At 43.5% G+C, this 15,156-nt stretch carries 20 protein-coding genes; 14 read left to right on the forward strand and 6 right to left on the reverse strand.

Annotated elements, in window-relative coordinates:
• The first annotated feature begins 92 nt into the window (after positions 1–92).
• From NCCP2331_RS02405 to NCCP2331_RS02450, 10 genes are all read left to right on the forward strand, one after another.
• Positions 93–722, forward strand: a complete 630-nt coding sequence (locus tag NCCP2331_RS02405) for an alpha/beta hydrolase (RefSeq protein ID WP_251668230.1) — start codon at positions 93–95, stop codon at positions 720–722.
• Positions 723–734: 12 nt separating this feature from the next.
• Positions 735–1,625 (forward strand): hypothetical protein, encoded by an 891-nt coding sequence (locus NCCP2331_RS02410; protein ID WP_251668231.1) that lies wholly within the window; start codon positions 735–737, stop codon positions 1,623–1,625.
• A complete protein-coding gene (locus NCCP2331_RS02415; RefSeq protein ID WP_251668232.1) occupies positions 1,618–2,187 on the forward strand; it encodes a hypothetical protein in 570 nt (189 codons plus the stop codon). The genes NCCP2331_RS02410 and NCCP2331_RS02415 overlap by 8 nt, the downstream gene beginning before the upstream one ends.
• Before the next feature lie 83 nt (positions 2,188–2,270).
• Complete coding sequence (locus tag NCCP2331_RS02420; RefSeq protein ID WP_251668234.1) at positions 2,271–2,840, forward strand: sigma-70 family RNA polymerase sigma factor; 570 nt, start codon at positions 2,271–2,273, stop codon at positions 2,838–2,840.
• On the forward strand, positions 2,837–3,874 hold the full coding sequence (locus NCCP2331_RS02425) for a DUF4179 domain-containing protein (protein WP_251668236.1): 1,038 nt from the start codon (positions 2,837–2,839) through the stop codon (positions 3,872–3,874). Before NCCP2331_RS02420 ends, NCCP2331_RS02425 begins: the two co-directional genes overlap by 4 nt.
• A gap of 373 nt (positions 3,875–4,247) precedes the next feature.
• The gene (locus NCCP2331_RS02430) at positions 4,248–4,430 is read left to right on the forward strand and encodes a hypothetical protein (protein WP_251668238.1); all 183 of its coding nucleotides are present in this window, start codon (positions 4,248–4,250) and stop codon (positions 4,428–4,430) included.
• Between the two features lie 143 nt (positions 4,431–4,573).
• Positions 4,574–5,107: a dihydrofolate reductase family protein gene (locus NCCP2331_RS02435; RefSeq protein WP_251668240.1), complete on the forward strand. Its 534-nt coding sequence runs from the start codon at positions 4,574–4,576 to the stop codon at positions 5,105–5,107.
• A 108-nt stretch (positions 5,108–5,215) separates the two neighbouring features.
• Entirely contained in the window at positions 5,216–5,407 is a 192-nt protein-coding gene (locus tag NCCP2331_RS02440) for a hypothetical protein (protein WP_251668242.1), read from the forward strand.
• A 268-nt stretch (positions 5,408–5,675) separates the two neighbouring features.
• Positions 5,676–6,173 (forward strand): RNA polymerase sigma factor, encoded by a 498-nt coding sequence (locus NCCP2331_RS02445; RefSeq protein ID WP_251668244.1) that lies wholly within the window; start codon positions 5,676–5,678, stop codon positions 6,171–6,173.
• Positions 6,163–6,903 carry a hypothetical protein gene (locus NCCP2331_RS02450; RefSeq protein WP_251668246.1) on the forward strand — a complete coding sequence of 247 codons (741 nt, stop codon included), beginning with the start codon at positions 6,163–6,165 and terminating at the stop codon, positions 6,901–6,903. The genes NCCP2331_RS02445 and NCCP2331_RS02450 overlap by 11 nt, the downstream gene beginning before the upstream one ends.
• A gap of 64 nt (positions 6,904–6,967) precedes the next feature.
• On the opposite strand, the gene NCCP2331_RS02455 is transcribed toward NCCP2331_RS02450, so the two are convergent.
• From NCCP2331_RS02455 to NCCP2331_RS02465, 3 genes are all read right to left on the reverse strand, one after another.
• Positions 6,968–7,864, reverse strand: a complete 897-nt coding sequence (locus NCCP2331_RS02455) for an EamA family transporter (protein ID WP_251668248.1) — start codon at positions 7,862–7,864, stop codon at positions 6,968–6,970.
• A gap of 160 nt (positions 7,865–8,024) precedes the next feature.
• The gene (locus tag NCCP2331_RS02460; RefSeq protein ID WP_153723560.1) at positions 8,025–8,264 is read right to left on the reverse strand and encodes a hypothetical protein; all 240 of its coding nucleotides are present in this window, start codon (positions 8,262–8,264) and stop codon (positions 8,025–8,027) included.
• Positions 8,265–8,280: 16 nt separating this feature from the next.
• Complete coding sequence (locus NCCP2331_RS02465) at positions 8,281–8,580, reverse strand: DUF3243 domain-containing protein (protein WP_228551158.1); 300 nt, start codon at positions 8,578–8,580, stop codon at positions 8,281–8,283.
• 158 nt (positions 8,581–8,738) lie between these two features.
• On the opposite strand from NCCP2331_RS02465, the gene NCCP2331_RS02470 reads away from it, so the two are divergent.
• Complete coding sequence (locus NCCP2331_RS02470; protein ID WP_251668250.1) at positions 8,739–9,212, forward strand: YflT domain-containing protein; 474 nt, start codon at positions 8,739–8,741, stop codon at positions 9,210–9,212.
• Positions 9,213–9,321: 109 nt separating this feature from the next.
• Here NCCP2331_RS02470 and NCCP2331_RS02475 read toward each other — a convergent pair whose 3' ends face one another.
• Both NCCP2331_RS02475 and NCCP2331_RS02480 read right to left on the reverse strand, forming a co-directional pair.
• Positions 9,322–9,534: a CsbD family protein gene (locus tag NCCP2331_RS02475; protein ID WP_153723563.1), complete on the reverse strand. Its 213-nt coding sequence runs from the start codon at positions 9,532–9,534 to the stop codon at positions 9,322–9,324.
• Positions 9,535–9,601: 67 nt separating this feature from the next.
• Positions 9,602–10,417, reverse strand: a complete 816-nt coding sequence (locus NCCP2331_RS02480; protein ID WP_251668252.1) for a flagellin N-terminal helical domain-containing protein — start codon at positions 10,415–10,417, stop codon at positions 9,602–9,604.
• Positions 10,418–10,607: 190 nt separating this feature from the next.
• Here NCCP2331_RS02480 and NCCP2331_RS02485 point away from each other — a divergent pair, with 190 nt between their 5' ends.
• Positions 10,608–12,344 carry a methyl-accepting chemotaxis protein gene (locus NCCP2331_RS02485; protein WP_251668254.1) on the forward strand — a complete coding sequence of 579 codons (1,737 nt, stop codon included), beginning with the start codon at positions 10,608–10,610 and terminating at the stop codon, positions 12,342–12,344.
• 64 nt (positions 12,345–12,408) lie between these two features.
• Here the strand turns inward: NCCP2331_RS02485 and NCCP2331_RS18370 are convergent, their stop codons facing one another.
• Positions 12,409–12,531 carry a hypothetical protein gene (locus NCCP2331_RS18370; protein ID WP_255425152.1) on the reverse strand — a complete coding sequence of 41 codons (123 nt, stop codon included), beginning with the start codon at positions 12,529–12,531 and terminating at the stop codon, positions 12,409–12,411.
• 164 nt (positions 12,532–12,695) lie between these two features.
• On the opposite strand from NCCP2331_RS18370, the gene NCCP2331_RS02490 reads away from it, so the two are divergent.
• Positions 12,696–13,895 (forward strand): MFS transporter, encoded by a 1,200-nt coding sequence (locus NCCP2331_RS02490; protein WP_251668256.1) that lies wholly within the window; start codon positions 12,696–12,698, stop codon positions 13,893–13,895.
• 84 nt (positions 13,896–13,979) lie between these two features.
• Positions 13,980–15,059: an AI-2E family transporter gene (locus NCCP2331_RS02495; protein WP_153723567.1), complete on the forward strand. Its 1,080-nt coding sequence runs from the start codon at positions 13,980–13,982 to the stop codon at positions 15,057–15,059.
• The last annotated feature ends 97 nt before the right edge of the window (positions 15,060–15,156 follow it).

A 15,156-nucleotide genomic window follows, 5' to 3' on the forward strand; every position in this document is an offset into this window, starting at 1 on the left:
GGATTTGAAGACGTCTGCCGGGTAATCATGGCAGGCGTTTTTTTCTATGGTAAACTATAAAAAAGAATGGAAGAAGAAAAGGGGGAATACAGATGCAATCACCATTTACGTTTACGCATACAGCACCTGCAGAAAAAGAGGGGAAGCAGCCGGCAATATTCTTGTTTCATGGCATGGGCAGTCATGAAGGAGACCTTCCTCAACTTGTCTCGGACTTCCAAGACAGCCATCATATATTCAGTTTAAGGGGGCCGGTAGTTCATGCACCCGGCTATGCATTTTTTACAATCGAAGAAGAAGGCAAACCGGTGCGTGAAGTATTTGATAAAGTAGTGGTTTACATCCAGGCATTCATCCGGGAAGCGATAACGGAATTTGACTTGGATCCAGACCGCTTGACGGCCGTCGGATTCAGTCAGGGAGCGGTGCTTGCACAAACGCTTGGTTTGTCTATGATTCCATCTTTACATGGAGTAGCAGCGCTCAGCGGCTATATCCCCGACTTTGTGAAGAATGAATATGCAAAGCAGCCAGTTGATCAATTACAAGTGTTCATTTCGCACGGGGACTATGATTATGTCATACCTTCTCAGTCGGGTGTGGAAAGCAAAGACTATTTTGAATCCCTCGGGGCAAATGTGACGTTTAAGACGTATGGTGACGGGCATGGCGTGACGCCTAAAAACCAGCGTGATCTGACTGCGTTTCTTCAGTCACTGTAAGGGGTGGAGTAAATGAAAATGCGGCCGTTCTGGGTCATCATGACAATCATTCTCATCAGCTGGGCTGCTAATTTTGCCTATGCAGAATCAAAAAAGCTCGCCCATCCTATCTTTGTCGACCATTATATAGATGTCTGGTGGGAGCAAAACCCGTATTTTTCAATCTATTACCTGGCCAATAAAGAGGGCCGCTCGACTATACAATCAGTGGAGCTGGGAGATTGGCAAGGTGCTCCCGAACACTTTGGCACAGACCCTGAATTTGAAGAGGTCGATCAATATGGCCGCTATTCTTTACGCCGTGTGACGCTGCAGATGAATCAGCCGCCTGCCGTGACAGAGGCGCAGAAGTTCCGTGAAATAACGGTTAACTTTACGGACGGTTCAACTGTTCAGACGGAGATCGGGCAAATTACGGTTCTGCGGCCTGAATTTGGCGCCCAGCCGTTTACAGATCAGTCAAGTGCCAGTGGAGAGTACGAAAAAACGCAGTTGTTGCCGGGTGAGGACGTCACGATAGAATCGGTGAAGACTTCTTTTGATGACGTACTGCAAAATCAATTTTTCATCAAGCTGTATATGCGTGAACATTCACTGGATCAAGGAGCTATGCCTGAAGGGATGTCAGAGTATGAAGAAAAGTCCTGGCAGAATGTTCCTGGAATAGACGTACGGACCGCTCAGTTTCCGTTTGATATGGAGAAAGGCGAGCGTTTGACCATCACCAGCGCAGCAGATCTCAAGCTGCGGGGCGTTTTGCAGATGGATATTGAAGTAGCAGGAAAAACAGCTGCAAACGAGCCTTTTACAACAATAGCCAGCTATATCTCCTATCCGCAGTTTACCGGAGAGGAAATAAAGCAGCTGATAAAGAAGCGAACGGAGGCGAAATCGATTGAATAAAGCATTTCGCCTGATGTTCTGGGGCTATATTTTTATTTTTTTCCGGATTCAGTTCGGCATCGATTTGCTGGCGGATCCGATTGGCTATTATCTGATTTATTTGGGTGCGGGACTTATGACTGACCGTTTTCCTACAGCAAAGAAAGCGGAAAAGGCGGCCTTTATCGGCATACTGATTTCTGTGCCGGGCGTTTTCGTGAACTTGTCTGAAGTGACGGGCGGCTTGTGGATGCTGTATGCAGAAGGCTTGTTCATTTGGAAGGTGATAACGGTCTATTATTTATTCGGGGCTTGGAAGTCAGCCATTCAGAATGTCGGACAGAGCCGGTTGCGCCAGCGCGTGCAAATAACGTATGTGTGGTATATGGGTATTCATTTTGTGATGATGCTGCTCACCGCATTTTCGTTAAATGTCGGCGGCAGTGAGTGGTCGTCAGTATTCTTGTTTTTCAGTCTGATGGTTATTGCGATGGATATTGTTCTGCTGGCGCTGATTGCAGCGCTGCGCAGGATGGATTGGGAAACGCCTATAGAACTTGATGAGTCCTCACCGGAGACGTGAGGACTTTTTTAAATTTTTATGAGAATACTTGATGTGTTCATTCGTTGTAGTAAGTGAGAACAGTTTTTCAAGGAGAATTGCTGATGAAATCGACAGAGAGAAATTTTATCCGACGGCTGAAACGCAAAAAAGAAGATGCGGTGGAATATATCGTGGATGCTTATTTGCCCGTCGTCAAAGCAGTGGTGTATAAAGTGCTCGGCCCCTTGCAGAAAGACGCGGACATTGAGGAGTGCATCAGTGATGTATTTCTGGCGGTATGGGAGAACAGCGATCAGTTCGAAGGGGAAGCAGAAGATTTTAAAAAGTGGATCTGCATGGTCGCAAAGTACAAAGCGATTGATCAGTACCGGCGGATGGAGAAACGGAATAATCGGGAACAGGGGATGGATGACATGTATTTCATCAGCGACAGCAATGCAGCAGGCGAACTTCTGGCGAAAGAGGAGCAGGAAGAATTATTGATGGCGATGAGCAAGCTGAATGAAATGGACCGAGATATTTTCACAATGAAATATTTTCTGGATATGTCGAATGGGGAAATTGCGGAATCCCTGCGCGTGACTAAGGCGGCAGTCGATAACCGGCTGTATCGCGGCAAAAAGCAGCTATCTATTTTAATGAAGAGCGAATGGGGAGGAGAATGCATATGAAATCTCTTTATAAGCGGTTCAACGAGCTGAAGAGCGAGGAGGAAATCGAGCCGATGGACGTGTCTGAGGAAGAAAAAGAGGCGATGAAGCAGCAAGTGCGAATGAAAATACAGCGGAGGAGACGTGTTCCGAGAGTCTGGCGGAATGTGGCGGCTGCGGCAGTCATCACTGTAGCGTCAGTGACGGCAGTCGGCATCGGCTTCCCGACACTTGCCAGCCAAATCCCGATCGTCAGCAATATCTTCTCTATATTCAACGAAGACCAAGATGGATTTTACACCGATTATGAAGAATATGCTGTCGACATTGCCGAGTCACAGACGAGTAAAGGGATTACCATCATGGTGGATCGGGCGGTGTATGACGGAAAGACGGTCACACTTACCTACTCTGTTGAAACCGCAAAAGAACTGGGGCAAAATGCAGGCGTCAATTCACCAATGGATATAAAACACACCAATGGTTCTTCAGGAACTTCCACGGCGTTGAAGAAGGTGGCGGACAATAAGTATGTCGGTATGATCACGACTACTCCAGACTTTGACAAGAAACCAGATTTCGTCGACGTCAGCTGGGTTCCAGACAGTATCGTGAATTATGACACGATGAAAGAAACAGCAGGAGACTGGGAATTTCACTTTAAGCTGAAGCCGGTGACGGGCGATGTTCAGCTGGTTGACCAGTCGGCTGCCAAACGAGGTGTTAAAATAACTATTGAGGAAATTCGCTTCACCGAGATCTCGACAATCATCGAATACAGTCAGAAAGTTGATTCTGCGGTAACGGATGAATGGGAATGGGTCACGGCCGATCTGGCAGTGAAAGATAATCTGGGGAATGAATATTTGTCCAATGGCAATGGTGGGTTCAGTGAAAATGGCCAGGATTACCACTTTAGCACGACTCTGAAAAAAATCGACAAAGAGGCAACCTCTCTAATTTTTACGCCGGAAATCTATATGTATAATGGCAGTGGAAATAAAAACGAAACAGTGATGCTTGAACCGATTGAAATTGAGCTGGTTAAGAAATAAGAACTGTTCAGTGTAAGGATACATCCGTTCAAAGAGAAAAGATAGAAACAAGAAACGCTCAAAACTGAGCGTTTTTTTCATTCCTGCCAATCAAATGACTGAGAGATCAGGGAACGTATGGTAAAGTGGTAAGAATTATTACGAAAGATTCGGGGTAAAGAGACGCAAAGGTTCATTCTACAAACTGGAGGTGTGCTTCTTACAAACCAACTTTATTCCTTAAAGCCCATGAGCGTATTTTCTGGAAAAGTATGTACGCTCTTTCAACAATGCTAAATGTGGACAGGTAAAATGACAAAACAAAAGATGTACTCTCTTCTGTTAGTTCATTGCTGAAGATTTTAGATAATAGCTAAGAATGGAGTGAGAGATAATGGTAAGTCAGATTTTTGGGATGATTATTCTCTGGATTATAGGATTATTCATTCTTTATCTAGTGATTTATAAAGCAGTCAAAGAAGGAATTAACAAGTCTGTGGTGGGACAATCAATCGAAAGAACACCCGAGTCTGTAGTGAATAAAAAATCATTTCTTGATAATGATTTAGATAATTAAAGGGTTTACTGTTATCAGGGGCAATTTTGGAATAAGGATTGTGCCGTAAAAGGGTCATTTTGATGAATTGAATTAGTGGCGTCGCTCTGCTAATATCATTAGGAACGTATATTCCCTTTTCGGGAGTGGTTTGGAGGATTATTATGAAAAAACAGCGGAAGTTAGTATTATTTATTGCTCAAAGTTTAGATGGTTATATCGCAACAAAAGATGACTCTCTTGATTGGTTATTTAAGGTTGAGGGCGAAGGAGATAATGGTTATTCGAAGTTTTTTAAAACTGTAGATACAGTCTTAATGGGTAAAAGGACATATGATTGGGTTATGGAACAAGAGAAAGGTCAATTCCCTTATTCAAATAAAGATAGTTACGTTTTTTCTAGGTCATCAATAACGAATACTAAAGACGTTACATTTGTAAATGGAGATATTGTTGATTTTACTAATAATTTGAAAAAAGAAGATGGTAAAGATATCTGGATAGTTGGTGGTGGAGACATACTATATACGTTTATAAAAGAAAAGTTAGTCGATGATCTGATTGTGACAGTGGCACCAATAATCATCGGAGAGGGAATTCCCTTATTTAAAGCAGGGGATTACCAGTTAGATCTTTCGCTTAGAGGTACTAGAACTTTCAATCAATTTGTTGAATTACATTATACTGTAAATAAATAACCCCGAATGTTATGCAGCTAAAAGGCACAATTCTGAAATAAGTATACGCTCTATACTGAAGAATCGAGCTATATTGTTAGAGATATACTAAGAAAAGGAGGAAGTAATTTGGATAATAAAAAACATCCTAAAAACCTTGTTATCGTTCGTTTAGTAGCGTCTTCACTGATACTTCTGTCTTTAGTATTGCCGAACTTAGGGTTAATGGAGCCTAGTACAACTCCATTTGTGATTCTCATAACACTTTTTGTTTTTTTCGTTATGGAAAACAGAGATGGCAAAAAAACCGAAAGCGAATAGATATATACAAGAAGTTTACTTCCAGAAGTTAAAGAAAGCTCAGAGACACTTTTCATAATAAGACCAAATCGTTGTATTCGGAGATATTTGTTGAATATTTGAATACCGAAGTAATAAAGAAGTGCTTAGTTTCCAATGGACTAAGCACTTCTTTGTGTGAAAATTACTTATGTCAGTCGTTGTTGGGCTCATATGGATAAATTATTTCAAAAATAAAAAGTCACCATTCGGTATCTTCAAGTGTGTTAGTAGTGAAAGGAGTTGAGGGATGTTGCAACTAGTTTGGTCGGCTGAGCCAGATGCAGAGCGAATTGTTGATACATATGGCAATATGCTATTTAGTATTTGTCTTGTTATTTTATGTAATGAAAAAGATGCGGAGGATGCCGTACAAGACACTTTCATTACTTATCTAACGAAATCTCCAGCTTTTAACGATTCAGAACATGAGAAAGCTTGGTTAATAACAATTGCCACAAATCGCTGCAAGAATATGAGAAGGTACAATATTATTCGTAAACATCTAGATATCAATAATTTACAACTATACTCCAAGAATGATAAAAACCATGATTTACTCGATCATCTCATGAGATTGCCAACTAAACCTAAAGTAGTCTTGTTACTTCATTATGTAGAGGGCTATAAAGTCGATGAAATAGCGAAAATTCTTGCTATTACGACGTCAGCCGTGAAAAAGAGGTTACAACGAGGAAGAGAGATTCTTCGAGAAAGCTATCGAAAGGAGAATGAATATGGATTTTGAGAAGATTAAAGATGCCGTGACTTCTATTGAAATGTCAAAAGCTATGGAAGATCGCGTGAAAGAGAATATTGGAAAGAAAAAATCGGTTCCAGTGAATGATAAAAGATGGATTTCGGCAGCCTGTGCATTTGGTATCCTTTTAGCTATTATGATAGGCATGCCGTATCTTACTAAGAGTGGAGAAGTGACAAATTTTTCGATTACAGCTTATGCATTGAGTGATGATGGGAAAGAGTTAAATACAACTACTATTACATCCGAGAAAGCGACTATTGACTTAGCAACAGAAGATAGAATGGATCGTATTTTGAGTATAAGCGGCGACGGAGCTAATTTAATTTTTACAGATATCCGGCTCAAGATAACTGGAGAACAGATTGACACCATCACTTATACTTTAAGCGGGGGGAAGTTTATTGAAGACGTTTTATTCACATATAAAGAGTATATTGACAGGGAATGGCTGCAAGCAGAGAAGATCAATTTCATTACGAGGGAGCCTAGTTCAGATGAATACCAGGGTATAAAGGAAGTGGGGAGTACCTACACAGTGAACTATAATGAACAGGAAAAACATCAATATTCTCTTGCCATTCCTCATGATGGCAATGAAGTAATAAGTGGCGATGTAATCATTACAGCAAATGTAACATATACAGATGGAAAATCTGAACAGCAAGATATCGTGGTAACTCAAGGATCAGATGCTATTTCCTTAAAGCTTAAGTAACATCTCCCGCAAGAAATAATCATCTAATGTCAAATTGAAAAACGCTCAAAATCGAGCGTTTTTTTCATTCCAGCTGCCTTCTTTTCGACAGGGCAAACCGCTGCAGCAAAGCGGGCAGAATCATGCCGGACAGCACGAGGAAAATACCGGCGAATTGCAGCCATGTCAATCGTTCGCCAAGCAGAAGCATCGAAGCCAAAATAGCAACCGGCAATTCAACTGCGCTTAAAATAGAAGACATGCCTCCGCCGACTTTCGGAACCCCGACGGAAAACAGAAAAATCGGCAGCACGATGCCGAAAATGCCTAAGATTGCTCCGTAAATCCAGAGTCCTTCGCCGAGTTTCCCGTTCCAGACGATTTCAGGGGACTGGAAGAATGTAATGGCAATCGCCGCATAGAACGACATCAGAAATAGCCGGGTGACGACGTCCATGCCGGGCACCGGTTTTTGATTCGCCATAACGAACGCGGCGAAACTAAATGCCGCTGCGAATCCGAATGCCCATCCCTGCCAAGGAATGCCGCTGATATCCGCATCAATGAGGCCGGCAGCTAAAACCGTGCCGCCGAATAAAAACACAAGCGATACGACCTCCGCTTTCTTCGGCAGACGCCGCGCGGCTAGGCAATCGTACAGCATGCCGATCCATGTGAATTGGAACAGCAGTACGACAGCCAGTGAAGCCGGCATGTATTCCACCGATTTTCCGTATACTGATCCGGTAATAGCAGTGAACAGGCCGGCGAGAAGCACCGGAAAGCTGCCGCGCAAAGTCGGTATGCCTTTGCGGGTGAAGAGATAAATTATAAGAGCTAAAAGAAAGCCTGTATAATATTGGCTTGTTACTGCCTCGGAAGCAGTGAAGCCGTCTTGAATTGCCAGTTTAATAATTGTTGATAAGATACCGTAACAGCTTGCGCCAATCACGACAAGCAGCGGATACATCCAAGGTTTCACATGCTGCACCTCCGTTTCCATCGGATATCAGTATATCATGGAAATATGTAAGCGGATGAAAGAATACAGCGAAAAATTTCCCGGGAAATATCGACAGGAAACGAGGAAATATGAGGAAAAGCCGCACAATGTTCAGCACTGTGCGGCTTTTATCAGAGAATTATTTCGGAGCACCATAGTCAGCCGAAGGGCTGCCTCCACTGTAACGCGGGGAATGATTAATTTTTTCTTTCATGAGGTCTTTACGCTGGTCAGGAAGTGAAATAGAGTCAACAGTCTGCATATCTTCGTGCAAATCGAACAAACTGACTGTATTGGTATTTAAATTCTCAGGATGTGTTTGGACTAACCGATATATGTCGGTATTCATGTTCGGACCGGGGTTGCCTCTGGCAGCCATTTGTATCGCCTCCGTTTTATGCTTGGCGAACCATCTTCAACAGCATATGCGCAAGAGAATGCTGTTCTTCTTTAGAGCCTGAATCCCACAGTTCCTGCAATAAATATTGCTCTCTGTTGCGTGGTTCTTCATGACGCGATAAATAGTTGGCGATAAATTCAGTTGTTTTTGCAAGCTGTTCATCGCTGAGTCCTAAATTTTCGCCTTTTTCTACTTTATCCGATAAAAAGCCTTTAAATCGGTTAAAGTTCTCAAGGATCTGGTCTTTCTTTTCCTCGTTCATATTGGAAATTTCAGACTCCACTTTATTTTTCATTTCCACTGACACATCACTCCTTTTCATTTGATGCCAATAGCGTGTGCAGGAAAAGTGAAAGTATGCACATAGGAAATTGGGATGAATACCTGGCAGTGAAGGTGTGAGGAACCTGCGCGGCGGGTACAAATAGAACATACCGTAAAGGAGGTGCAATAATGGCGGACAGACAATATGCAGGTACTTTTCATTCCGTTGACAATGTACTGTATAAAATAACGGAATTGGAAGCGCAAGGGTACACGAAACGGCATATGTGCGCAGTTTCAAATGTTCGGGACGATTTGAAGATACTGGAGGATGATTCCGAAATTGAACTGATTGGCATACAGGATGGCTCACTTTGGGATCATACACGCAGGCTGTTCAACAGCAAAGATGAAATGCTGACTATTTTCATTAAGATGGGATTTTCAAAAGCAGAAGCCAAGACATTCTATAACGATCTGGCTGAAGGCGGCATTGCTTTATTTGTTGATAAGCTGACTGATGAAGAGAGAGCGGCAACCATCGATCCTCATGACAGTTCGTCTCAGCAGACAACAAGCGGGGAAAGCCTTGAAGGTGAAACTATTGAGGAAGCAGGAACGCCGATTCCAAACAGTCCCCGGATAGATACAACAAATTTATAAGAAAAAGCTGTCCGGGAAATTATCCAATTCATAATGACTTCCCGGGCAGCTTTTTTTACTGTGAACAAAAAAAGCCTGCTGTTAGCAACAGCAGACTTCTGATTATCTATTATGGGCGGTCTCGGCGTGCTTCCGCATCACTGAAATGTTCTTTTGCCTCACCCATTTTTTGCTGGGCTTCACCTTTTACTTTATCCAGCTTGCCTTCAGCCTGCATTTTTGTATCGTTCATAACATCTCCGGCAACATCTTTTACGCTGCCTTTCATTTTATTTCCTGCACCTTTAATTTTTTCTTCCATACCATGATCTTTGTGGTCCATGAAAATCTCCTCCGTTTCTGTAGTTAGTATATAATTACCCACTTTAGAAAAAAGGAAAACATCCTGTTTATTGACGGAGCAGCTGAAGAACCGATTGCGCCTGCTGCATATGGAGCGACAGTACATATTGACCTGCCTGCAATAAGATATTGGCTTTTGTCAACGCCATCATTTCTTTCGCGATATCTGCATCGCGTATACGGGATTCAGCTGCCGTCAAATTCATTTCCATTGTCTGTGCATTGCTGTACGCATGTTCAAGCCGGTTCATGTAAGCGCCCATTTTAGATCGTTCGGAGGAAACTTTAGAAATCGCCTTGTCCAGCAGGCCAATTGCCTTGTCTGCATCTTCACGTGTATCGATGGATGCCCCGCTAATTCCGAGTTCTGCAGTTCTCATATCACCGATTGAAAATTCAATGGACTGACCTGCATTTGCTCCTGCCTGCACTTTTATTGAATTTCTGGAACCGTCAAGCAACGGCATGGTATTAAACTGTGTATCCGTTGCAGTCCGCTGTATTTCTTTTTTTAGTTCTTCGAATTCCAGGGAGATTTGTTTTCGATCATTATCCGTTAATGTATCGCTGGCTGCCTGTACACTCAGTTCACGCATTCTCTGCAGCATATCATGCGTTTCATTCAGCGCGCCTTCTGCTGTCTGAAATAATGAAATCGAATCCTGGATATTGCGTTGCGCCATCGCAAGACCGCGAATCTGTCCGCGCATTTTTTCAGATATTGCCAAACCGGCAGGGTCGTCTCCTGCGCGGTTGATCCGCATCCCGGATGAAAGACGTTCCATTGATCGCATCGCCTGCATGTTATGGATATTCATATTGCGTAATATATTCAATCCTGCAGCATTCCATTGCCCGAGCATAACGCCGCCTCCCTTCTTCCCTATATTTACTGGTATTATCGGTTAAAATTTACTATAATCTATAGATGTAAAGACTCAGCCTCTATGAGAAATTATCTAGTATTAATAAATGGTTACAATTTTGAAACATATTGATATTGATTCTTACAGCCTATAAGCGATAATAGAAGTAAGACAGGAGGCTATACATATGAAACTATCGATCCGGGGCAAATTAATAGCCATTACGACTATACTTCTCATTGTACCAAGTTTGATCATTGGCATCATGGGCTACAGCACGGCAAAAGAGAATCTGGACGACATTGGGGCCAAAGGACTGAAAAACGATGTCCAGCTGGCGCTTCAGCTGATTGACATGGCCAATCAGCAAGTCGAAGAAGGCAATCTGACATTGGAAGAAGCGCAGGAACAAGTCAAACAGAAATTGATTGGACCTATGCAGGCAGACGGCAAGCGGACGATTGAGTCTACCGTGGATATGGGGGAGTACGGATACTTTTTCATTTTGGATCAGCAGGGTGTGGGAGTAGGCCATCCGATGTTCGAAGGAAAAGACTTATTTGATTCGCAGGCGCCGGATGGAATGTACACGACACGTGAAACGATCAAAACTGCAGAAAAAGGCGGTGGATTCCTGGAATTTGATTTTGCGGTTCCGGGTACAGAGGATCAGATCGCTCCTAAAATTGTCTATACGGAACTGGATCCTAACTGGGGATGGGTCGTCAATGCCGGCGCTTACCTGATGGATTTCAACGAAGGAGCAACTGGTGTCTTGAAGATGCTGGCTGTTGTCCTAGTTATTGCATTGGCACTTGGTACTGTACTCATCGTGTGGTTTGCACGACATTTATCAAACCCTCTTCACCGGTTGACGAAACACGTCGGGGAAGTGGCGGAAGGGGACTTGCGCGAGCGTGATATCACCGTTACTAATCATGATGAAATAGGTGAACTGGCACTATCGATCAGCAAGATGACAGCTAATCTTCGCAGTATGGTCGATCAAGTTTCTAATGCATCCATGCAAGTCGCTGCGACCAGTGAAGAGCTGTCCGCAAGCAGTGAGCAGACAAGCCTGGCTGTTGAGCAAGTGGCAAGCGCTATTCAGGAAGTCGCATACGGTGCGGAAAATCAAGTGACGCAGACATTGAAGTCCAATGAGCTGGTCACACATATTTCCAAAGAAATCGCAGAATTAAATCATCATGTACAGGGTGTTACCAGTACAGCAAATGAAACGTCAATGCTTGCGAATGACGGTGTGGATGTCGTCGATCAGGCCATTCAGCGCATTCATTTAATTCAGGAGGAAACAGCCGTCACTGCAACTGTCGTCAATGAATTAGGGAATAAATCTCATGAAATCGGCGAGATGGTTTCGATGATCACTAATGTAGCGGAACAGACGAATTTATTGGCGCTAAATGCCGCTATTGAAGCAGCAAGAGCGGGCGAACACGGAAAAGGCTTCGCTGTGGTGGCGGATGAAGTTCGTAAACTGGCAGAACAATCCGCCCAGGCTGCGAATAAAGTAAATCATCTTATCCTCGAAATTCGCGAAGAAATTGATGAATCAGTAGAAGCAATCAGCAAAGGAAATCTTTCAGTTGAGGAAGGAATCCGTCTGGTGAATGAAGCGGGCAGTTCTTTCCGTACAATTGCCTCAGCTGTCAATAAAGTAACTGCCGATATTACAGAAGTATCGGGTGGTGTTGAACAAATTTCTACAGATGCACAGTTAATCGTCCAAACCATTGATCTGACGACAGAAATTGCAGAACAATCAGCAGATCACACACAAACGATTGCAGCAGCTGCAGAAGAACAGACGGCTTCCATTGAGGAAATCGCCGCAGGTTCAGATACGCTGGCTCAAATGGCAGAAGATCTGCAGGCGGCAGTGCGGACATTCAAATATTAAGCGAAGAAAAACCGGGAACCTATGAGGTTTCCGGTTTTTTTGGTGTGTACAACAAATGTATGGCTTACGGTGTGTTCTTCATTCCTGCAAATTGATTGATTTGCTCCATGAGTTTTTCCCGGGACTGCTTGTTTCGCATTAGGTAAAGTGCGCCAAGCCCAACAGCGGTCATTGCCATTTTGTTCATTTGTCTGCCACCTCCGATATATAGCATGAGAGGAAACTTGAAAAGTATGCAGCTGAATTTGAAATTTTGTTGTTTATTTCGAGGTACGCAAGGAATAGTATGAGAAGTTTTCTATATAATGCTATAATTTCATTATTCGCAAATTATAGACTGGAAGTGGCATCATGACTCATTTTACTAAATCGACCATGCGCGAAGCACGTTTTTGGCGTATTGTCGTCGGGCTCGGCGTAGCATCTGTATTTATTTTTGCTGCCATGTATTCCATGCAGCCCTTGCTCCCTGTTTTCACAGAAGAATTCGATGTTTCTGTATCTACTGCCAGTCTGACGATGTCGATCAATACAATCGGTTTGATTGTAGGACTCGTCATCCTTGGTTTCTATTCAGACAGGCTGGGCAGATCTGTTTTTGTAAAAACATCTATTTTAGTGACCGCACTTTTATTTATCCCCATGTTTCTAACGAATTCATTTGCCGTGATTCTGGTCTTTCGATTTATCCAAGGATTTGCGATGGCCGGTATTTTAGCCGCTGCACTGGCCTACATCAATGAAGAAATTCACGGGCGGGTAGTGAGCGTGGCAACTGCACTCTATATATCGTTTAACGGGACCGGTGGAATGTTCGGCCGGTTCGTGACCGGTTATTTGACGGAACGCGGATCGTGGGAGCTGGCCTTGCAGGCATTAGCTGTCTTAGGCGCCGGTGTCTTTATTATGCTGATAATCGTTCTGCCGAAGTCAGCAAACTTTCAGCCGAGTGTGGAAACGATTAAGAAGGATATCGAAGGGTTTGGCTACCATTTACGGAATCCCAATTTACTGATTGTATTTGGGCTTGGCATCGTTCTGCAGCTCAGTTTTACAGGCATGTGGACATTCCTTCCGTTCCATTTAACTGCAACGCCATTTTCACTGACACTGGATCAAGTATCTTATGTGTATTTTGCTTATGCATTCGGGATTGTCGGCGCACCTGTCGCCGGGTCACTTGCCGGAAAGTATGGTACGAATCCTGTTCGTTTAACGGCGGTGATTTTGCTGGCGGCCGGATGTCTCCTTACCATTCCAATGAAATTGCCTTTTATCGTACTGGGTTACTGTGTCATGTGCCTCGGTTTCTTTTCTGCCCATTCACTGACAGCTGCGTCGGTCGGTAAAGAAGCCACACATCACAAAGGAAGTGCATCCAGTTTGTATCTGGTTTCTTACTATATTGGCATGGCAGCCGGAAGTACGCTGGTAGCACCGCTTTGGCAGGCAGCAGGATGGAGTGGTTTAGCATTGTTCTCAGCTTTAGTGCCGTTTATCTATGTTATGATGCTCCGGTTCCGCAGAAGAAAGCTTCAAATTGCCAATTAACACTTCAAGGTTATTTTCGACAGAAGCCTGCTGACCGCGTATACTTAAAGTACTTGTTTAATCCGGAATAAAGGAAGTGGGAATTTGACGAAAAAGGTATGGTTTCAGGTTGGTATTGGTGTTTTACTGGCACTGTTAATCACCAAGTATTTTTTAGAAGTGAACTATATTTTTAAACCGGTCGGAATTATTCTCCAGACCATTATGCTGCCGCTGATCTTTGGCGGATTGCTGTATTACATGACAGAGCCAATTCAGCGTATACTTGAGAAACGTGGAATGCCGCGTTGGGGAAGCATTGTTTCTGTCATGTTAATCTTAGTGGCGGTCATTTGGATTTTAGTGGCATTGATTGGTCCAATTGTAACGAAACAGGTGAATAATCTGGTCGAAAACGCTCCTGCGTTAGCCAGCCAGCTGGACCAGCTGAAAAATGAAGCCATTAATCAAAAAGACAATTTGCCCGACAGTCTGCAGGATTCGCTGAATTCAGCTTTTGAATCTATTCAGTCATTTGCCGTGCAATTTGGTAAATGGTTTGTCACATTCATCCAGTCATTCGTACAGGCAGTCGTTTTACTTTTGCTCGTTCCCTTTTTCTTTTTCTTCATGCTGAAGGACCATGAAAAACTGGCACCGAAAATTTATGATTTGTTTTCAGGGCAGCGTAAGGTCTGGGTGAAAAAGACGTTAGAAGATATCGACAGAGTACTTCGTTCTTATATCCAAGGTCAGTTGCTGATCAGTTCGATTCTCGCCACTATTATTTTAATCGGATATTTAATTATCGGTTTGGAGTATGCATTGCTGCTGGCTATTTTGGCCTTGTTCATGAACCTGATTCCGTTTATCGGGCCATGGATCGCAGTAGCTCCGGCTATTTTAATAGCCTATCTGCAGGATCCGAAGCTGGTCATCTGGGTAGCTGTCGTGACGCTTGTTGCGCAGCAGACAGACAGTAATCTGATCACACCGAATGTTATGGGAAAAACTCTCGATATTCATCCGCTGACCGTCATTACCGTGCTATTAGTGGCGGGAAGCATCGCGGGATTCCTGGGAATCGTGGTGGCTGTGCCGGCCTATGCAGTCGGAAAAGTCATCGTCCAGAATATTTATGAACGTCGTAAAGAAATACGCCATGCGGCTACGAAAGAAGTGTAGCCGCCTCGCCTCCTAGTCTTCGGACCGGGGGGCTTTTTGATTAAACAGGATAACTGCTGACATTCTGCACATCCTACCCCAAACGAAAGGATGTATG

The organism is Sporosarcina sp. NCCP-2331 (assembly GCF_023707945.1).
Classification (GTDB): Bacteria; Bacillota; Bacilli; order Bacillales_A; family Planococcaceae; genus Sporosarcina; species Sporosarcina cascadiensis.

Coding starts and splice junctions, on each gene's coding strand:
- NCCP2331_RS02405 (WP_251668230.1), top strand. CDS start 93: ATGCAATCACCATTTACGTTTACGCATACAGCACCTGCAGAAAAAGAG.
- NCCP2331_RS02410 (WP_251668231.1), top strand. CDS start 735: ATGAAAATGCGGCCGTTCTGGGTCATCATGACAATCATTCTCATCAGC.
- NCCP2331_RS02420 (WP_251668234.1), top strand. CDS start 2,271: ATGAAATCGACAGAGAGAAATTTTATCCGACGGCTGAAACGCAAAAAA.
- NCCP2331_RS02425 (WP_251668236.1), top strand. CDS start 2,837: ATGAAATCTCTTTATAAGCGGTTCAACGAGCTGAAGAGCGAGGAGGAA.
- NCCP2331_RS02430 (WP_251668238.1), top strand. CDS start 4,248: ATGGTAAGTCAGATTTTTGGGATGATTATTCTCTGGATTATAGGATTA.
- NCCP2331_RS02435 (WP_251668240.1), top strand. CDS start 4,574: ATGAAAAAACAGCGGAAGTTAGTATTATTTATTGCTCAAAGTTTAGAT.
- NCCP2331_RS02445 (WP_251668244.1), top strand. CDS start 5,676: ATGTTGCAACTAGTTTGGTCGGCTGAGCCAGATGCAGAGCGAATTGTT.
- NCCP2331_RS02450 (WP_251668246.1), top strand. CDS start 6,163: ATGGATTTTGAGAAGATTAAAGATGCCGTGACTTCTATTGAAATGTCA.
- NCCP2331_RS02460 (WP_153723560.1), bottom strand. CDS start 8,264: ATGGCTGCCAGAGGCAACCCCGGTCCGAACATGAATACCGACATATAT.
- NCCP2331_RS02465 (WP_228551158.1), bottom strand. CDS start 8,580: ATGAAAAATAAAGTGGAGTCTGAAATTTCCAATATGAACGAGGAAAAG.
- NCCP2331_RS02470 (WP_251668250.1), top strand. CDS start 8,739: ATGGCGGACAGACAATATGCAGGTACTTTTCATTCCGTTGACAATGTA.
- NCCP2331_RS02475 (WP_153723563.1), bottom strand. CDS start 9,534: ATGGACCACAAAGATCATGGTATGGAAGAAAAAATTAAAGGTGCAGGA.
- NCCP2331_RS02480 (WP_251668252.1), bottom strand. CDS start 10,417: ATGCTCGGGCAATGGAATGCTGCAGGATTGAATATATTACGCAATATG.
- NCCP2331_RS02485 (WP_251668254.1), top strand. CDS start 10,608: ATGAAACTATCGATCCGGGGCAAATTAATAGCCATTACGACTATACTT.
- NCCP2331_RS18370 (WP_255425152.1), bottom strand. CDS start 12,531: ATGAACAAAATGGCAATGACCGCTGTTGGGCTTGGCGCACTTTACCTA.
- NCCP2331_RS02490 (WP_251668256.1), top strand. CDS start 12,696: ATGACTCATTTTACTAAATCGACCATGCGCGAAGCACGTTTTTGGCGT.